Origin of the sequence: Nocardia aurantia (assembly GCF_009604425.1) — a bacterium.
Classification (GTDB): domain Bacteria; phylum Actinomycetota; class Actinomycetes; order Mycobacteriales; family Mycobacteriaceae; genus Nocardia; species Nocardia aurantia.
In genome coordinates this window covers 134,640-151,354 of sequence record NZ_WEGI01000013.1, presented here as the reverse complement: position 1 = coordinate 151,354, position 16,715 = coordinate 134,640, and the positions used below count along the sequence as shown (strand labels likewise).

General features: G+C 68.9%; 17 protein-coding genes. 1 reads left to right on the top strand and 16 read right to left on the bottom strand.

Going from position 1 to position 16,715, the window contains the following annotated elements:
* Window positions 1-4: 4 nt before the first annotated feature.
* From NRB56_RS28970 to hemL, 12 genes are all read right to left on the bottom strand, one after another.
* On the bottom strand, window positions 5-598 hold the full coding sequence (locus NRB56_RS28970; protein ID WP_456320182.1) for a GTP-binding protein: 594 nt from the start codon (window positions 596-598) through the stop codon (window positions 5-7).
* The gene (locus NRB56_RS28965) at window positions 579-971 is read right to left on the bottom strand and encodes a DUF742 domain-containing protein (protein ID WP_153347491.1); all 393 of its coding nucleotides are present in this window, start codon (window positions 969-971) and stop codon (window positions 579-581) included. The genes NRB56_RS28970 and NRB56_RS28965 overlap by 20 nt, the downstream gene beginning before the upstream one ends.
* Window positions 972-980: 9 nt before the next feature.
* Window positions 981-1,385 (bottom strand): roadblock/LC7 domain-containing protein, encoded by a 405-nt coding sequence (locus tag NRB56_RS28960; protein WP_153347490.1) that lies wholly within the window; start codon window positions 1,383-1,385, stop codon window positions 981-983.
* Window positions 1,378-4,440: a sensor histidine kinase gene (locus NRB56_RS28955; protein ID WP_153347489.1), complete on the bottom strand. Its 3,063-nt coding sequence runs from the start codon at window positions 4,438-4,440 to the stop codon at window positions 1,378-1,380. Before NRB56_RS28955 ends, NRB56_RS28960 begins: the two co-directional genes overlap by 8 nt.
* On the bottom strand, window positions 4,415-5,056 hold the full coding sequence (locus NRB56_RS28950) for a hemerythrin domain-containing protein (RefSeq protein WP_319943693.1): 642 nt from the start codon (window positions 5,054-5,056) through the stop codon (window positions 4,415-4,417). Before NRB56_RS28950 ends, NRB56_RS28955 begins: the two co-directional genes overlap by 26 nt.
* Window positions 5,057-6,395: 1,339 nt before the next feature.
* Window positions 6,396-7,355 carry a c-type cytochrome biogenesis protein CcsB gene (gene ccsB / locus NRB56_RS28945; protein ID WP_153347488.1) on the bottom strand — a complete coding sequence of 320 codons (960 nt, stop codon included), beginning with the start codon at window positions 7,353-7,355 and terminating at the stop codon, window positions 6,396-6,398.
* Window positions 7,356-7,357: 2 nt separating this feature from the next.
* Window positions 7,358-9,001 carry a cytochrome c biogenesis protein ResB gene (gene resB / locus NRB56_RS28940; protein WP_153347487.1) on the bottom strand — a complete coding sequence of 548 codons (1,644 nt, stop codon included), beginning with the start codon at window positions 8,999-9,001 and terminating at the stop codon, window positions 7,358-7,360.
* Window positions 8,998-9,825, bottom strand: a complete 828-nt coding sequence (locus NRB56_RS28935; RefSeq protein ID WP_153347486.1) for a cytochrome c biogenesis CcdA family protein — start codon at window positions 9,823-9,825, stop codon at window positions 8,998-9,000. Before NRB56_RS28935 ends, resB begins: the two co-directional genes overlap by 4 nt.
* Window positions 9,822-10,103 carry a hypothetical protein gene (locus NRB56_RS28930; RefSeq protein ID WP_153347485.1) on the bottom strand — a complete coding sequence of 94 codons (282 nt, stop codon included), beginning with the start codon at window positions 10,101-10,103 and terminating at the stop codon, window positions 9,822-9,824. The genes NRB56_RS28935 and NRB56_RS28930 overlap by 4 nt, the downstream gene beginning before the upstream one ends.
* A 530-nt stretch (window positions 10,104-10,633) precedes the next feature.
* On the bottom strand, window positions 10,634-11,221 hold the full coding sequence (locus tag NRB56_RS28925) for a TlpA disulfide reductase family protein (protein ID WP_153347633.1): 588 nt from the start codon (window positions 11,219-11,221) through the stop codon (window positions 10,634-10,636).
* A gap of 59 nt (window positions 11,222-11,280) precedes the next feature.
* A complete protein-coding gene (locus tag NRB56_RS28920) occupies window positions 11,281-11,886 on the bottom strand; it encodes a histidine phosphatase family protein (RefSeq protein WP_153347632.1) in 606 nt (201 codons plus the stop codon).
* A 149-nt stretch (window positions 11,887-12,035) separates the two neighbouring features.
* Window positions 12,036-13,373 (bottom strand): glutamate-1-semialdehyde 2,1-aminomutase, encoded by a 1,338-nt coding sequence (hemL, locus tag NRB56_RS28915; RefSeq protein WP_319943692.1) that lies wholly within the window; start codon window positions 13,371-13,373, stop codon window positions 12,036-12,038.
* 176 nt (window positions 13,374-13,549) lie between these two features.
* Between hemL and NRB56_RS28910 the strand changes: the two genes are divergently transcribed.
* Entirely contained in the window at window positions 13,550-13,936 is a 387-nt protein-coding gene (locus tag NRB56_RS28910; protein WP_227838426.1) for a hypothetical protein, read from the top strand.
* Here NRB56_RS28910 and NRB56_RS28905 read toward each other — a convergent pair.
* The 4 genes from NRB56_RS28905 to hemB all read right to left on the bottom strand — a co-directional run bounded on the left by NRB56_RS28905 (window position 13,918) and on the right by hemB (window position 16,544).
* Window positions 13,918-14,184: a hypothetical protein gene (locus NRB56_RS28905; protein ID WP_153347484.1), complete on the bottom strand. Its 267-nt coding sequence runs from the start codon at window positions 14,182-14,184 to the stop codon at window positions 13,918-13,920. The two genes, NRB56_RS28910 and NRB56_RS28905, sit on opposite strands and share 19 nt — an antisense overlap.
* Window positions 14,181-14,705, bottom strand: coding sequence for a hypothetical protein (locus NRB56_RS28900; RefSeq protein ID WP_319943691.1), 525 nt, complete (start codon window positions 14,703-14,705; stop codon window positions 14,181-14,183). Before NRB56_RS28900 ends, NRB56_RS28905 begins: the two co-directional genes overlap by 4 nt.
* Before the next feature lie 268 nt (window positions 14,706-14,973).
* A complete protein-coding gene (locus tag NRB56_RS28895) occupies window positions 14,974-15,570 on the bottom strand; it encodes a hypothetical protein (RefSeq protein ID WP_194291025.1) in 597 nt (198 codons plus the stop codon).
* Window positions 15,567-16,544 (bottom strand): porphobilinogen synthase, encoded by a 978-nt coding sequence (gene hemB, locus NRB56_RS28890; RefSeq protein ID WP_153347483.1) that lies wholly within the window; start codon window positions 16,542-16,544, stop codon window positions 15,567-15,569. The genes NRB56_RS28895 and hemB overlap by 4 nt, the downstream gene beginning before the upstream one ends.
* Between the last annotated feature and the right edge of the window lie 171 nt (window positions 16,545-16,715).

Here is a 16,715-nt window from a genome sequence, read left to right as displayed (position 1 = left end):
TGAGCTACACGCTGTCGGGGTCCCCGAGCCGATCGAGCAGATGCTCGGTGAGGCCGAGGAGCAATCGTTTGCTGGAATCCCGGCTGCGGGCATCGCAATACCGCAGCGGCACCTGTTCATCGAGATCGAGCGCCGCCCGCAGGTCGGCGATGCGGTACCGGTGCGCGCCCTCGAAGTAGTTGACTCCCACCACGAACGGCAGATTCCGCTGTTCGAAGAAGTCGATGGCGGCGAACGACTGGTCGAGCCGCCGGACATCGACGAGGACCACCGCGCCGAGGGCTCCGGTCGCGAGTTCGTCCCAGAAGAACCAGAACCGTTCCTGTCCCGGCGTGCCGAACAGGTAGAGGATCAGGTTCGGGTTCACCGTGATGCGCCCGAAATCCAGTGCGACCGTGGTGTTCACCTTCGACTCCACACCGGACAGATCATCGACGCCGTCGCTCTTGTCGCTGATCAGCTCCTCGGTGGACATCGGCGCGATCTCGCTGACCGAACCGACCATGGTTGTCTTGCCCACGCCGAATCCTCCTGCGATGAGGATTTTCGCCGACGTGATCTTCGGCGGTGCCATGGTGTCAGAGTTTGAGAAGACCATCACGTATCGCCCTTATCAAATCGGCGGTTTCGCGGTTGCTGTTTTCTGCGGCGTGCTTCGCCTGCGCCGAGCTGATGGTCAGATAACCGTCCGCGATGAGATCACCTACCAGAATTCTGCTCACCCGCAAGGGCAATCCGAGTCTGGCAGAAATCTCCGCGATCGCTCGCGGCTTTCGAGTGATCGAGAAGATTCGCTGATACTCGTGTTCCATTTGGCGCAAACGGGCATCCTCGGTGCCCTCGACCGCGACCACGATCGTGATCATGCTCAGTTCGGGTGCGGAATCGTGGGTACGCCCGCGAGTGAACCCATACAGCCGGACCAGCGGACCGGCTGCATCGTCGTACCAGGAGTCCTTTTCGCGAACCATAGCGGTCGATCATCTGGTCACGTTGCTGTGGCGTGGTTTCGAGGAAAGCCACGTCCCCATGCGCTGGACCGTCAGATTCATCTCGTGCGCGACCAGACCCCAATCCGCGGTGGCCTCGCCGAGGACGGCGATCGAGGCATTCGCGCCCGCCGATGTGACGAACAGCATCGCCTCATCGAGCTCGACCATGACCTGTTGCAGATTGCCCGCCGCGAACAATCGTCCGGCGCTGGTCCCCAGGCTCTGCAACGCCGACGCCATCGCGCTGAACCGTTCGCCGTCCTCGCGCTCGATCTGGGCACAGTGGCCCAGCATCAGCCCGTCGTTGGACAGCATGATGACGTAGCGAACACCGTTCAGGCGCTCCGCCAGATCATCGAGGATCCAATTGAACTTGCCGTATTCTTCAGTCATTCCACTGTCCTTCGCCGTCGGTCGCCGCCTCCAGCCGAGACCCGGCGGGTACGCCTGAGCGACCGAGCTTCGTTCCGGCTTGTAGCGAGGTCCACAGGTCGGTGGGCCGTCCCTGCCCCGTCGGCCTGTCCCGTTGCCTGCCGATACTGGGATGGACATCCGGCGCCGGCGGCCGCGGGATCACCTGTGTCTGCCGCCTGCGCTGGGGTAGCGGCGGGCCGTCGTACGGCTGCGACTCGTGGCCGACACCGATCGGATCCTCGCCCCAGGCCTCTGCGGTGGTCTGGTTCCCGTAGGAAGCGATGGCGCCGACCGGTTCGGGCTCCGGAGCCATCGGGACCAGGACCGGCTCGCCGGGATCGTCCACCGGCGGCAATCCGGGCTGCTGCTGCCCGACGAGCTGGTGCGACCAGCGCCGCAGCTCACCCAGGTTGTCCTCGCCGGTTTCACCGAGCTCGGCCTGCGGGGCCGAATCGTCCTCGACGGTCTCATCGGAGACCAGGTCGTACGGGATTCGCACGACACTGCGGATACCGCCGAAATCGGATTCGGTCAATCGCACGGCGACGTCGTGCCGCTTCGCCAGCTGGGCGACCACGAACAGGCCCAGGCGTGGGTCGGTGGACAGCGCCTCGATGTTGAAGTCCGGCGGATTGGTCAGCGCCTCGTTGAACCGTGCCATCTCACCCTTGGTCAGGCCCACGCCCAGGTCGGAGATCGCGACGATCACCGCCGAACCGCCCAGGTCACCGGAGATCTCGACGCGGGTTCGCGGCGGCGAGAAGGTCGCGGCGTTGTCGATCAACTCGGCCAGCAGATGGATGAGGTCGGCCACCGCCGAACCGACGACCCGTACATCGGGCAGCCGGACGATGTGGACCCGCGGGTAGTGTTCGGTCTCGGTGACCGCGCTGCGAACCAACTCGTGGAGCGGCACCGGGTTGCGCCACTGCCTGCCGGGCTGTTCGCCGCCCAGGATCACCAGGTTCTCGGCATTGCGCCGCTCGCGGGTGGCGAGATTGTCGAACTCGAACAGCATCTTCAGCGTGTCCGGATCGTCGTGGCGATGCTCGGCGCGCTCCAACTGGCCCAGCAGCTGGTGCATGGTGACCTGGCTGCGGTGCGCGATGTTGACGAAGACCGCGCGGACACCCTGCCGGGTGTGCGCCTCGTTGACCGCGGCGGCGACGGCGGCCGTCTGCGCGCGGTTGAAGGCGTCGGCGACCTGGCCGATCTCGTCACGGCCGAAGTCGAGTTTGGGCAATTCCTTGTCCAGGTCGACGGATTCGGAGCGACCGAGCTGATCCATGATCTTCGGCAACCGGGTCTCGCTGACCTGGAGGGTTTCGGCCCGCAGCCGACGCAGGCGCCCGATCAGGCGCTGCGACAGGTACGCCGCGGCGAGGAACGCGATCAGCGACAGCGCCAGGGCGGCCGCGCCACCCTCGACGGACTGCCGGGACAGTCTGCTGCCCTCCTTGTCGGCCACCTCGCCGGCATAGCGCAGGTGCGAACTCCACATCCCGCGCAGCGTGCTGCCGACCTGATCGGCCGCGTCCTGCCACTCGGCGGCGGGGGGCATGGGCGCAGTCGCGGCGGAGTCGCCGGTCCCCGTGCTCTCGCTGCCGTTGCCGGAGGTTTCCGACGACGATCCCGTGGACGAGTTGCCGGTCCCGGTCTGCCCTGTGCCGGGCGAGGAGGCACCGGGCACCCCCTGCGACAGCGCGCCGGGCGGAGACGTTCTCGGGGAGGAGGTCTTCGGGGCAGAAGATCCGGGGGAGGCAACACCCGGCTGCGACGTACCCGGTGCGGTGACACCCGGCTGCGACACTCCCGGGCCGGCGTTGGGACCGGCGGCGTTCGGACCAGCGGTACCGGGACCGGCGGCGTTCGGGCCAGCGGTACCAGGACCGGCGGCGTTCGGACCGGAGGCACCCGGACCCGCGGCACCCGACGGCGCGGCGCCACCCGGATGCGCGGTGCCGGAGGAGGACCCGCCCGGGCCCGAGGCACCCGGAGCGGAACTACCCGGCCCCGCGGCAGTGGACGACGAACCACCCGGGCCCGAGGCTCCCGGCTCCGACGGAGCCGCGGCCTCGAGGTCGGCCGTCCGCCGGATCAGACCGGACTCGATGGTGCCCATCTGCAGCCACGCCGGGCTCGACACCAGCGCCTGATAGCTCGCCATCTCGCCCGGCGTCAGCTCGCCGATGCGATTGTCGAGTTCGTAGCGGTAGAAGCCGACCAGTTTGCTGTACTCCTCCTGCTGGGAAGGAGTGAAACCGCCGTGGAACGCGCCGGCCGCGGCGAGCGAACTACTGCGGGACATCGCCTCGGCCGTTTCGAACAGGCCGATCTCGGTGTCCTGTTCATTCGCCGCCTCGGGCACCTTCGCCGTGCGGGCAGCCAGCCGGCCCGCGACGATGACGGTTTGGATGACCTTGTTGTAGTAGCCGTAGACCTCGTCGATCTGAGCCGCGCCCAGATCGACTCGCTGCCGAATCAGCGGCAACTGGCCGAATGTGGCCTGCATTTGCACGACGGCATCGCCGACGGAACCGTGGAAGAGTTTGATCAAATCGTTACCGGCGGCCATCATCGTCGGAATGGACGCGTTGAGTCGCGCCCGTTCCGCCGGAAGGTCCCCGGCGACGGATTGGTCTCCCGCGAGTATGAGCATGCTCGTGCGGCGCTCGTTTTGCACGGCTTCCACGAAGTCGAGCGCCGGTCCGGCCGTGTGGTTGATCGCGGTTGACCACTCCTGGATGGAGTCGGCTTGTCGCAAGAAGTAACCGGCTGTGCCACCACCGACAATCAGTAGCGACGAGCTGGGTATGAGCGCTATCGCCAGAACGCGGAATCGCACGCTCGGCGTGATCTTGAACACGCGCTTGATGTTATACATCCTGATCACATCAATCGTTCCCATCCCTGAAAGGGATTGGGCTGTCGTCGGACTCGGTGATGACCGGCACGAGCTTACTCGTATGGTCGCGAAAATTAATGGCGTACGGGTGTTCCCGGACGGATCAATCGACGGTGCCGAGCGCGGCACGCTGCGTGCGCTCGAGCCAGCCGCGGAACAGTCGCGCCATCGGCAGGGCGGGCACGCCACCCAGTTCGTCCGGCCGGGCCACGGACAGCAGCCAAGCGGGCATGAATCGCAACGTCCACAGTGGCGCGGTCTTGCGCATGTGGGTCTCGAAACCTTTCCAGATCTTCGTGTCCAGCGCCGGGGCGAGGCGGCCGATCAGTTCGGTCTCCTCGTCCGCGGCGTGCGCCACGAGCCGTTCGTGCACGTCCATCGTGATGCGCGCCAGCTCTGCCGCGACATCGCCACCTGCACCCAATTCCAGTGCGGTGCGGTGCCATTCGGCCAGGAACTTGTCCAGCTCCTCGTGCTCCGCGGCGAGCAGGGCGATCGATGCCTCGTCGGCGCCGGCGCTGCGCAGCCGGGGCCAGAGGTACTCGTTCTCACCCTCGTGGTGGTGGTTGATCAGCGTGTGCACCTGATCGATGTAGCCGCTCAGTGCGGCGCCGCGCGTCGCGTCCGGGGCCTCGGCCAACCGCGTGGCGGCGGCGGCGATCCGCGGCATATCGGTCACCATCGCACGGTGTGCCAGCAACATCGTCTGATGCCCACTGGGCAAGCTGGAAAGGGAAGTGCTCACAGCAGCTCCTGGAGAATTCCGGGTGTAGTCACGCCCTGCGCAAGGAATTGCAGAGGGCGTCGAAAAACGTTGCGGAGCATAGCTTCTCGAAGAATTTCGTCGTCCGCACTCTCCGCTCGGTCGAATCAATGAGAGACATTAACCCAGCCTCCCGACGATCGCCACTCCAACGAACGAAACCGTTTGCCGATCATCGGCGCCCTCCGCGCGGGACCCCGGGCACGGCGGGTGCGCACTGTAACCGCTTGTCAACGCTGGGAACCCGGCCGTGGGGCGGCGTCGCTCGTTGCTCCATCGCAGCCCGATACCCGATGCCGCCGCAGTCGGCGCGACAGAAACGTCGACGCCGCTTGTGATCTCGTGACCTGCGCACCGGCCGACGGAGGCCGGGTCGCACCGCGCCGGGATTATCGATCAAGGCCCCTGGAAACCGTGACGGACGGTCAGGCAGCGAAGATCGGACCTGCTCTCGAAGATCTTGCAGCACTTGAGTATTCGGTTCGAGGTCACCCGATCGGCAGGTACGGATCCCCGCCGCACAGGGCGAGCCGATCACAATCGACGCAGCGCTTTGATCGAAAATCACTACTGCACAAAATCTCTCGGACAATTTGAAATCGGTCGAGGAAATGGATAACCGGATTCGCCGGACGAGTTTCCACGACACGACGAGAATGTTTGCACCCCAGCATCTGCCGTCATAAATATAGAACCGGCGCCCGCAACGGATCGGGCAGTGTCGGTTGCTACCGACTGGAAAGATGTTCCTTCACAACGGAATCGAGTCGGGCACAGGTGGGCCGGCCCAGCCGTTCGTGTTGCCGCTTCCACTGCGTCCGATCGAAGATCGTTTCCACATGGCATCTTACAGCGTTGTGGAGCCGTAAGATGTTGGTGCACTTGATTATTGACTGCGAATCCTTCGAACGTGCTGCTGTTCAGCCGGTCTCGGAGCGCGGCGTCGCAGCGCCTGCACGTGCCCGCCACCAGCGGTGCTGCTCAAAGACGAGATTGTCTCCAGCAGAAACAAGTTCACCGAACGATCACTCGAACGACCTGCACCAGAAACGCTTTCGTATAGAAGCTTCTGATCGCACCACTGGATGGGCGCACCGGTCCACCCATGGTTTCGCAATACGTATTGCACGCGGTCAGATCGCCGGCGAGCGGGGAGCCACGGATTGTCACCACCGACACACGAACAGCCGGTGAGCCCGGCCGAACACCGACATCGCGCGCGGCCTCGCCGCCGCCGGCGCATTGCCACCGCCGATCGTCGCGGGGCAGGCATGGCTGCTCGAGGCGCGGCTGCTGCCGGACTACGTCCTCGCGGACGGCCTCAGTTCAGCCCGGCGTAGCTGTGCAGGCCGCTGACCACGATGTTGATGATGAACAGGTTGAACAGCATCGCCACGAAACCGGCGATGTTGATCCACGCGGCCTTGGTCTCCCGCCAGCCCGAGGTCGCGCGGGCGTGCAGGTAAGCGGCGTAGATGACCCAGGCGATGAAGGAGACGGTCTCCTTGGGGTCCCAGCCCCAGAAGCGGCCCCAGGCGGATTCGGCCCAGATGGCGCCGAGGATGATGCCGGTGCCGAAGATCGGGAACCCGATGATGGTGGTGCGGTAGGCGAGCCGGTCCAGGGCGCGGGCATCGGGGAGGCGGCGCGCGATCGCACCCAGGACGGTGTCGGATTCCGACCCGGCGGGCTGGCGCAGGCGCAGCAGGAACAGCAGGCTCGCGACACCCGACACCAGGAAGACACCGCTGCCGATGCTGACCACCGTGACGTGGATCGGCAGCCAGTACGACTTCAGCGCGGGCACCACGGGCGCGGCTCCGGCGTACAGCACGGTGCCGGCCAGGAACATCAGGATCAGGACGGGGACCAGCAGGAACGACCACATGCCGCGGTAGCGCTGATCGCGCAACAGGATCACGCCGAGCAGGACGGCGGTGCCGGTGGCCATCGTCACGAACTCGTACATGTTGCCGAGCGGGAAACGGTGGGTCGCGAAGCCGCGCAGCACGATCGACACGATGTGCGAGGCCAGGCCGACGAACAGGACCGCGAACGCCATGTTGCCGAAGCGTTCCCCCAGCGGTCGCGCGGCCGGTCGCTCGACGCGGCCGGGCACCCCGGCGCCGGCGCCGACCAGCGCGGGTTCGCGCTCCTCGGCCCGGCGGGTGTAGGCGGTGGCGTACTGGACCAGCAGCAGCACGAACACCAGCACGTAGACGACGATCGCCGACTTGAACGCCAGATCGCTGTAACCGGCGATGTTCTCGTCGATCGGCATGGTCACTGCTCCCCGTTCTGCGTGCCGGACGGTGTGCTGTCGCCCAGAACCGAGCTGCGCAGGCGATCGAATTCGCCACCCCAGCCGGCCTGGTCGGTGCGGGCCAGCCCGCCCATTTCTACTACAGTACGTCGTTCATCATCACCGGTCACCTCCGGGTAGGCGCGCATCCACACCCGGCGGCGCTTGAGCAGCAGCGATACCAGCAGACCGGCCATCATCGTCACCGCGAACACCAGCACCCAGTCCTGCGCCGGATCGTGCGACACCTGCATGTTGGCGAACTGCTTCGCGCCGTCGAAGGTCACCTTGGTGCCGTCGGCCAGGGTCGCCGACTCGCCCGGCCGCAGGTTGACCCGCTGTTCCTTCGCGAGCCGGCCCTGTTTGACCATCTCCGGATCCAGCGCGAACAGCGACTGCGCGCGGCCGGTGTCGAGTCCGGTCTCGCCGCGATAGATGTCGATCGCCACCGCCGGATCGTTCATCGCCGGATACGACGAGGTCAGCAGGGTGCCGTGCAGCAGCGCGGTCGGCGCGAACAGGCCCTCGATCGCGATCTGGTGTTTGCGCCGCTCCTCCTCGGTGCCGAACATGCCGCCGGGCGGATCGAAGCGCATGACGCCGCTGGACAGGAAGGTCGCGGTGTCCTCGGGCAGCCACTGCACGGTCTCGGTGCGGGTCTGCCCGTTCGGGTAGGTGACCGTGAAGGTCGGCGCGTAACCGTGGCCCTGCAGGTAGACGCGGTCGCCCGCGACCCGCAGCGGATGATTCACCTGGATGGTCGTGTCGCGCCAGGTACCGGAGGTCAGATCCTTGCCGGACTGGTAGGAGATGTTCGCGGTGAACATCTCGGCCTGACCGTTGGGCAGGTAGTCGGCGCGGAAATCCTTGACCCGCACACACATCGGCGCCAAGCCAGTGCCGTCGTTGACATTGCCCGCCCGGAACGAGTCGAACACGGCGGGCGAGGTGGTGCAGAAGCCGGGGCCGTTGTCGGCGACCACGACCACGTTGCCCTCGTAGCCGAACAATTTTCCGACCGCGAAGGCCACCAGCAGCCCGACCAGCGACAGATGGAAGACCAGATTGCCGAACTCGCGGAAGTAGCCCTTCTCCGCCGAGAGCGTGAGCTCACCCTCGCGGGTGCCGGTCCGCTGGATCACCCGCCAGCCGCGCAACCGGCCGCGCGCGGTGCCGATCACCTCCGCCGGCGAGGTCTCGACCGTCGTCGCGAAATGGTGCGGCAGGCGACTCAGGTTGCGCGGCACCGCGACCGGCGGGGTGCGCAGCGCGCGGTAGTGGTCGAAGACGCGGGGCACGATGCAGCCCACCAGCGAAACGAACAACAGAACGTAGACGGCAGTGAACCAGGAACTGGAGAACACGCCGAACAGCTGCAGCCGATCCATCCAGTGCCCGAGGGTGGGCCGGTCGGCGATGTACTTGTCGACCTTCTGCGCGTTGAGACTGCGCTGCGGCAGCAGGGCGCCGGGGATCGCCGCCAGTGCCAGCAGGAACAACAGCACCAGCGCGGTGCGCATGTTGGTGAGGCCACGCCAGCTGTTGCGCAGCAGGGCCGGCACTCGCCGCCGCGGCGACGGGCCGGGGCGCGGGGAGGTCTCGGGAGCGGTGATGGTGGTGGTCATATCGGCAGAGTCGTTTCGGAGACGAAGGCATCGCGCACCCACCCGACGAACTGGTCCCACCACCCCGTCACCAGGGCGATACCGACCGCGACGAGCAGGATTCCCCCGATGACCTGGATGGTGCGCGAGTTGCGGCGCAGCCAGCCGACCCCGCGCAGCGCGCTGGCCGACCCGAACGCCAGGATCACGAACGGCAGGCCCAGGCCGAGGCAGTAGGCGACGATCAGGGCGACGCCCCGGGCCGCGGTGGCGCCCTGGGTGCCGGCCGACACGGCCATCACCCCGGACAGCGTCGGCCCGAGGCACGGCGTCCAGCCCAGCGCGAACACCGCGCCGAGCAGGGGCGCGCCGACGACACCGGTGAGCCGCCGCGGGTGCATGCGGGTGTCGCGCTGCAACGCCGGGACCAGGCCGAGGAACACCAGTCCCATCACGATGGTGACGACGCCGCCGATCCGCTGCAGCAGATCGCGGTTCACGTTCAGGGTCTGGATCACCCCGAACACCGTCGCCGACGCCAGCACGAACACCACGGTGAAACCGGCGACGAACAGTCCGGCCGCGCCGGCGACCCGCATCCGGCCCGTCCGCTCGGCCGTCGTGACCCGGCGGCCGGTCACCTCGCCCACCGTGACCGGCGGCGCCTCGGCGCCCACCAGCCCCGCCAGGTAGGACAGATATCCGGGGACCAGCGGCACGACACACGGCGACGCGAACGACACCAGCCCCGCCAGCACGCACGCCCCCAGCGCCAGCAGCAGCGGCCCGGTCGCCGCGGTCTGCTGGAACGAATCCCCCACCGAGGCCAGCACGGTCACCGTCATCGCCGCGACCCCCGGGCCCGGCGACCGCGGACACAGCGCTTCTCGTTCACGTCCCGGGCAGGCCGGGGAGCGAGGATGCGGCGCGGACGGTGTTCCCGCACCAGCAGCACAGACCGGGCACCGTCCTCGAACCGATCGCCCGGGACGGAGAACTCATCGGTGATCGGATCCGGGGACACATCCGGCCGCTCCGGACCGGCAGCCGAATGCGGGGAGACATCCGGCCGCTCCGGGCCGACCGCCGAATGCGGCGAGACGTCCGGCTGCGCGCCCGACATCGGCAAGACATTTCGCTGTTCCGGCCACACCCGCGGGTAGGCGGCGGCTCGCCCGGCCTGGACAGCCGAATCGCGCGGCGACGCGAGGTCACCGGACGAATCCCGGCACGACGCACCCACTGCCGACGAATTCCACATCGACGTGGCGCCGGCAGACGAACCCCGCGGCGGTGTGGCGTCGGCAGGCGAACCCGGCGCCGACATGACATCGGCGGCGGAACCCCCCGCCGACACGGCGTCAGCAGACGAACCCCGCGCCGACGTAGCGTCAGCGGACGTGTCCCCGAACGGCACGGTACCGGTGGACGAGTCTCCGACCGACGTGGTCTCGGACTGTGATCTCGGCAACGCCGCCTCGGGTGAGCCTTCCCGGCCGGCCGCGCCCGGAAGCTCCGGCGGGAGTTGCGGGGCACTGTCCGCGGGTGCCCAGGAGTCCGGTCGCAGCTCCGGCGGCAGGATGCTGGAACGCCGCGTCGCCGCCGTGAAACCGGTCGGGTATCGGTAGGCGCAGGGAGTGGCGCGCGGAGTCCTCATGACCGGTCCTCCGCGGCGATCCGGTCGATCACCGGCTGCAGGTCCTCGGCGAGCAACGTCCGGAGGAACACCGCGGCGACCCGGTGGTGCCGGTCCAGTATCAGCGTGGTGGGGATGACGCTGGTCGGGAACTTGCCGCCGAGAGCGAGCAGACTGCGCATCTCCGGGTCGTAGATCGACGGGTATCCGACGTGGAAGCTGGTGACGAAGTCCTGCGCCTTGTCCTGCTGCGGATCGCGCACGTTGATCCCGAGGAAGGCGACGCCGCGCGTCTTCGACTGCTCGTACACCTTCTCCAGCGCGGGCGCTTCGGCCCGGCACGGTCCGCACCACTGGCCCCAGACGTTCAGCACGACCACCTGGCCCGGGAAATCGTCCACGGAGACGGTCTTCCCGGCGGTCATCAGATCCGGGCCGGCCAGGGTGCCGATGGTGCCGCGCGCCGACGGCGGGTCGTAGGCGATCTCGGTCTTGCCGCCCGGCGAGACGAAATCGAAGGTGCCGCCCTGCGCGACCGCGTCCTTACCGCTGGAACACCCGGTCAGCGCCGCCAGCACCGCACAGCACAGCAACAGCGGCACCAGCAGCCGGGACCGCCGCGGGCCCCCGCGGTCACGCTCCGCGGCCTCCGGCCCCTGCCCGCTCACGCCCCGGTCACCGACGGGTCCGACGCGCCGGCCGGCTCGGAGTAGACGATGTCGATGAGGGTGTCGCCCTGGTACACCAGCGAGGTCAGCGAGGCCAGCGAGCACTGCCGCTGGCGCGGGTCGTGCCACAGCCGCTTGCCCTCGAGGAACCGGCGCAGCGTCCACACCGGCAGTTGATGCGACACCAGCACCGCCTCGTGGCCGATGGCCTCCGAGCGGGCCTTGTTCACGGCGGCCAGCATCCGGTGCGCGATCTGCAGATACGGTTCGCCCCAGGACGGGGTGAACGGGTCGCGCAGTTTCCACCAGTGCCGCGGCTTGCGCAACGCGCCGTCGCCGACCGATACCCGCAGGCCCTCGAAGGTGTTGCCCGCCTCGATCAGGTTCTCGTCGGTGCGGATCGCCAGGCCATGGTGCGACGCGACCGGGCCGGCGGTCTCCTGGGCGCGCTGCAGCGGCGAGGCGACCACGAGCGCGATGTCGTGGTCGGCCAGGGTGCGCGCGACCGCGGCCGCCTGCGATCGGCCGGTCACCGACAGGCTGAACCCGGGCAGCCGCCCGTACAGGATGCCGCGCGGATTGTGCACCTCACCGTGCCGCATGACGTGCACGATGGTCTCGGCCACCGCGGTGTCCCCGGGCAGCGTCGCGGCCGGATCGATCGGGGCGGTCCCGGCCGCACCGGCGGGTTCGGATCCGGCCCGGACAGCCGGGGCGATCTCTACGGGTCCGGACTGCTGCTCTGCGTCGCTCACGCGCGGGATCCTTCGGGTGTGGCGGCCGCGGCGGCCGCGGCGGCGGCCGGGAGGGCGGCGGCGATACGGTCGAATGCGTCCTCGTCGAGGGCCGCGGAGACGAACCACGTCTCGAACGCGCTCGGCGGCGGATAGACGCCGCGTTCCAGCAGCGCGTGGAAGAACGCCGGGAAACGCCAGGTCTCGCTGGCTTTGGCGGTGGCATAGTCGGTGACCGGGCGATCGGTGAAGAACACGCTCACCATAGTGCCCGCGAACTGGACGACGTGGGCCACGTCGGCGGCGGACAGCGCCGCCGTGATCAGCCCGCCCAGCCGCTGCGCGTTGCGGTCCAGCGCCGCGTAGACCGCGGTGTCCGCGGCCCGCAGCGTGGCCAGGCCCGCCGCGACCGCGACCGGATTCCCGGAGAGCGTGCCGGCCTGGTAGACCGGGCCGAGCGGGGCCAGCCGGTTCATGATCTCGGCGCTGCCGCCGAACGCGGCGGCCGGCAGGCCGCCGCTCATCACCTTGCCGAAGGTGTACAGGTCGCCCGCGACGCCGTCGATGCCGTACCAGCCGGCCGGACTCACCCGGAATCCGGTCATGACCTCGTCGATGATCAGCAGCGCGCCGTCGGCGGCGGTGAGCCGGCGCAGGCCGGCGTTGAAGCCCGGCGCGGGCGCCACCGTGCCCATGTTGCCCGCCGCGGCCTCGGTGATCACGGCCGCGATCTCACCGGGATGCGCCGCGAAGGCGGCGGCGACGGCGTCCAGGTCGTTGTAGGGCAGCACGATGGTGTCGGCGGCCTGCGCGCCGGTGACCCCCGGGGAGGTCGGCAGCCCCAGCGTCGCCACGCCGGAACCCGCGTCGGCGAGCAGCGCGTCGACGTGCCCGTGATAGCAGCCGGAGAACTTCACGATCTTGCTGCGGCCGGTGTAGCCGCGGGCCAGCCGGACCGCGCTCATGGTGGCCTCGGTGCCGGAGTTGACCAGCCGCACCCGCTGTACGGGCTCGACCCGGGCCGCGATGGCCTCGGCCAGGTCGATCTCCCCGGCGGTCGGCGCACCGAACGACAACCCGCCGGTCGCGGCCTGTCGCACCGCCTCCACCACGGCCGGATGACTGTGGCCGAGGATCATCGGGCCCCAGGAACACACCAGGTCGACGTATTCGTTGCCGTCGACGTCGGTCAGGGTGCAGCCCCGCGCCGACGCGATGAACCGGGGTGTGCCGCCGACCGACTTGAACGCCCGGACCGGCGAGTTCACCCCGCCGGGGATGATCGCGGCGGCGCGTTCGTACAGATGGGCGGAGACCGACACTGCGTCCTCGATGGCGCGCGGAGAAGAACTCACGGCTTCCAGTGTCTCAGTTCGGCCTCGGCGGATCGACGACAGGGTGTAGTGGTCCGGGTCACGGGTGTCCATCCCCCACGACAACACGCCGGATCGCTCTGGGCCGCAAATAGTTCGCTGTCAGATTGCTGGTGCGTACCCTCTGGGAAACCACAGGCTCATGTCGGGAGGGATTCATGCGCAGGATCATGCTCGGAGCAACCGGTGCCACCATCGCCGCGGGCGCGGTGCTGTACGGCGCCGGAACCGCCGCCGCGATCGTTCCGGTGGCGCAGCCCAACGACGCGCGCGTCGGCGTCCAACTCGACCACAGCGAGACGAAGGCGCTGGCCCAGGGCCCGCTGCCGGCCCTGATCGGCATGATCGTGCCCGCCGGGCGGGTGGGCGCGGGCCTGCATCAGGACACCCAGCTGTTCAAGGACGACCGCGGCGGGGTGCACGCCTCGCTGCGACAGGTGATCATGGAGGCCGCCGAGCACCCGGACGGCAGCGTCTCGTTCTTCCTGGACGTGCCCGGCAGCCACGGGCCGCGGGTCCTGGACATCTACCAGCGCTGGGAGTGAACCGGGCCGCGGCGGGGCCGGGATACCGCGCGGACCAGCAGGTCCAGCGCGAACAGTCCCGCCGCGGTCGCGAGCAGCACCGACAGGCCCAGCCACGAGCCGGAATAGTGGGTGGAGGTGAAGGCGGGCTGATCGCCGTCGGCCACGAAGGCGGTGTGCCGGACGCCCGCGTGCCAGGCGTACACCGCGGCGACCGAGAAGATCGCGAAGAACATGATGTCCACGGCGATCCACAGCCACCGCTTCACGGGGTCTCCTCCTCGCCGTCGCCGGTGCCGCCGCCCGCGGGTCGCAGGGCTGCGGCCAGTTCCGCGCGCAGCCGCCGGTGATCGCGCGCCCACGCCTGCACCAGGCTACCGTCGAGCAACTTGAGCCCGATGCCCCTGCGCCGCCGCGGCACTCCGGAGAGTTCGCCGAGCGCCCGCGCCGATTCCCATTCCTCGTCGTCCCAGCTGTCCGGATCCCGCTCGGGCAGCACCTCGGCGATGCGCTCCAGCGGCAGGACCTCGGTGCCCTCACGCAGCTCGGTGTCGGTGAGTTCGACACCGACGTGCCGACGACCGGCCACCACCTGCAGGGCGACGAATCCGGCCAGCAGCACCGCACAGAACGCGAGACCGAACCAGTGCACCCGGCTGTGCAGGCCCAGTTCCAGGAAGACCACCAGCAGGCAGAGGATCGGACCGTAGGCGACGCTGCGCCAGCGGGCGCCGGGTTCGGCGAACCGCACGACGTCGGCGTCGTGGGGATCGAGCTGGTCGCCGGTCACGGACGAATCAATGACTCATGCCCGGAAGCAGGAGAACGGCGAGGGTGAGCAGACCGAGCAGGATCAGCAGGCTGACCAAGAGGATGTCTCGCCGAAGGCTTTGCGGCTGCTGAATGACCACTCGCATCGTTGCCTCCGCTTCCCCGGAGCCTGCGATGCGACGCGATCCGAGAATCAACGCTGCGCCAACGGCTTCCGGTTCCCAAGTCCACTGTGACAACTTTCACGATACATCCCGGCCGGTCCGTGACAAATTCGGCGGGGTGGTTCACCGCCCGAGGGCCCGGAAGAACGCGTCGGATTCGCCTCTGCGGCAAAGGAATACGGCACCGGCGGCGAGCACCGCCTGCAAAATGGCGGCGGCGCCGGCGAGCAGCGCCGCGACCCCTTCGGAACTCAGCCCGAAGAGGGTGCCGACCGCGCCGAGCACCAGCACCGCGGCGGCCGCCTCGAGCAGTGTGCGCGCCCACAGCCGGCCGCGCCGCAACTGGTAGGCGATCGCCACCACCCCGACCGCGAGGCCCAGGCCGAAGACGACGATCACCACCTCCAGCAGGGTCACCACCAGTTCCACCTGTGCGAGCGAGGTCTGCGGCTGTTGTTCGCGCATCTGGTCGTACATCTGCCGGGCCAGGTCGTGCCGGTGCGTGAACCGGTCCACCGCATCGGCGATCAGCCGCAGCACCCCGAAGGCGGCTACGCCCCACCACAATTGCAAGGCGGTCCGGACATCGGCGGGCGCGGGCGGCCGCGGACCGCCGCCGCCGGGTACGGAAAAGCCGCCGGGGCCGGGAGCACCCGGACCGCCGGGGCCGGGCAGTGGCGGCGGGAACGGCGGATACGGCGGCGGTGGTCCAGGATTCACGACAGCCAGTGCGAGGCTTCGGTGGCCCAGTAGGTGAGCACCAGGTCGGCGCCCGCGCGGCGGATGCCGACCAGCGATTCCAGGATGGCCCCGCGGCGGTCGATCCAGCCCCGCTCGGCGGCGGCGGTGATCATCGCGTACTCGCCGGAGATCTGGTACGCCGCCACCGGCACGATCGAGCGGTCGGCCACCTCGCGCAGGATGTCGAGGTAGGACATGGCCGGCTTCACCATCACGATGTCGGCGCCCTCGGCCAGATCCAGCTCCAGCTCGCGGATCGCCTCCCGCCGATTGGCCGGGTCCTGCTGGTAGGTGCGGCGGTCGCCCTGCAGCGACGAGCCGACGGCCTCCCGGAACGGCCCGTAGAAGGCCGAGGCGTACTTCGCGGAGTAGGCCAGGATGCCGGTGTCGATCCGCCCGGCCGCATCGAGTCCGGCGCGGATCGCGCCGACCTGGCCGTCCATCATGCCGCTGGTGCCGAGCAGGTCCGCGCCGGCCTCCGCCTGCGCGAGCGCCATCTCGACGTAGCGCTCCAGCGTGGCGTCGTTGTCGACCGAGCCGTCGGCGGCCAGCACGCCGCAGTGCCCGTGATCGGTGAACTCGTCGAGACAGGTGTCGGCCATCACCACGGTGGCGTCGCCGACCTCCTCGGCCAGCGCGCGCAGCCCGCGATTCAGGATGCCGTCGGGATCGCTGGCGAGGCTGCCCGTGGCGTCCTTGTCCTCCGGCCGCGGCACCCCGAACAACATGAGCCCGCCGACCCCCGCCGTCACGGCCTCCCCCGCCGCCTTCCGCAGCGAATCCAGCGTGTGCTGGTAGACCCCCGGCATGGAACCGATTTCCCGCGGCTCGGCGAGCCCGTCGGCCACGAACATCGGCAACACCAGTTGCCTTGGCTGGAGCGTGGTTTCGGCGACGAGGCGACGCATGGCTGGGGTACGACGCAACCGCCGCGGGCGGTCCATTCCGGTCATAGTCGCACGATACGCCCGCGCCGACCGCCCGTCGCGCCCGGTACCGCCGTTCCACCGAGCGTGACGGACACCACCCGCCGACCATGATCGCGCCGGTCACGGGCACCATGGACACGGCCCGGTTCGCATCCTCGGGAGCGGTAGCGCGCGGACGCTGTCGCCGATGATGGA

Excerpts from the sequence above, each read along its gene's own strand:
- resB (WP_153347487.1), bottom strand. The coding sequence starts at position 9,001 with ATGACCACCACCATCACCGCTCCCGAGACCTCCCCGCGCCCCGGCCCG.
- NRB56_RS28930 (WP_153347485.1), bottom strand. The coding sequence starts at position 10,103 with ATGTCGGGCGCGCAGCCGGACGTCTCGCCGCATTCGGCGGTCGGCCCG.
- NRB56_RS28965 (WP_153347491.1), bottom strand. The coding sequence starts at position 971 with ATGGTTCGCGAAAAGGACTCCTGGTACGACGATGCAGCCGGTCCGCTG.
- NRB56_RS28970 (WP_456320182.1), bottom strand. The coding sequence starts at position 598 with ATGGTCTTCTCAAACTCTGACACCATGGCACCGCCGAAGATCACGTCG.
- hemB (WP_153347483.1), bottom strand. The coding sequence starts at position 16,544 with ATGACCGGAATGGACCGCCCGCGGCGGTTGCGTCGTACCCCAGCCATG.
- ccsB (WP_153347488.1), bottom strand. The coding sequence starts at position 7,355 with ATGCCGATCGACGAGAACATCGCCGGTTACAGCGATCTGGCGTTCAAG.
- NRB56_RS28935 (WP_153347486.1), bottom strand. The coding sequence starts at position 9,825 with ATGACGGTGACCGTGCTGGCCTCGGTGGGGGATTCGTTCCAGCAGACC.
- NRB56_RS28920 (WP_153347632.1), bottom strand. The coding sequence starts at position 11,886 with ATGCGGCACGGTGAGGTGCACAATCCGCGCGGCATCCTGTACGGGCGG.
- NRB56_RS28910 (WP_227838426.1), top strand. The coding sequence starts at position 13,550 with ATGCGCAGGATCATGCTCGGAGCAACCGGTGCCACCATCGCCGCGGGC.
- NRB56_RS28960 (WP_153347490.1), bottom strand. The coding sequence starts at position 1,385 with ATGACTGAAGAATACGGCAAGTTCAATTGGATCCTCGATGATCTGGCG.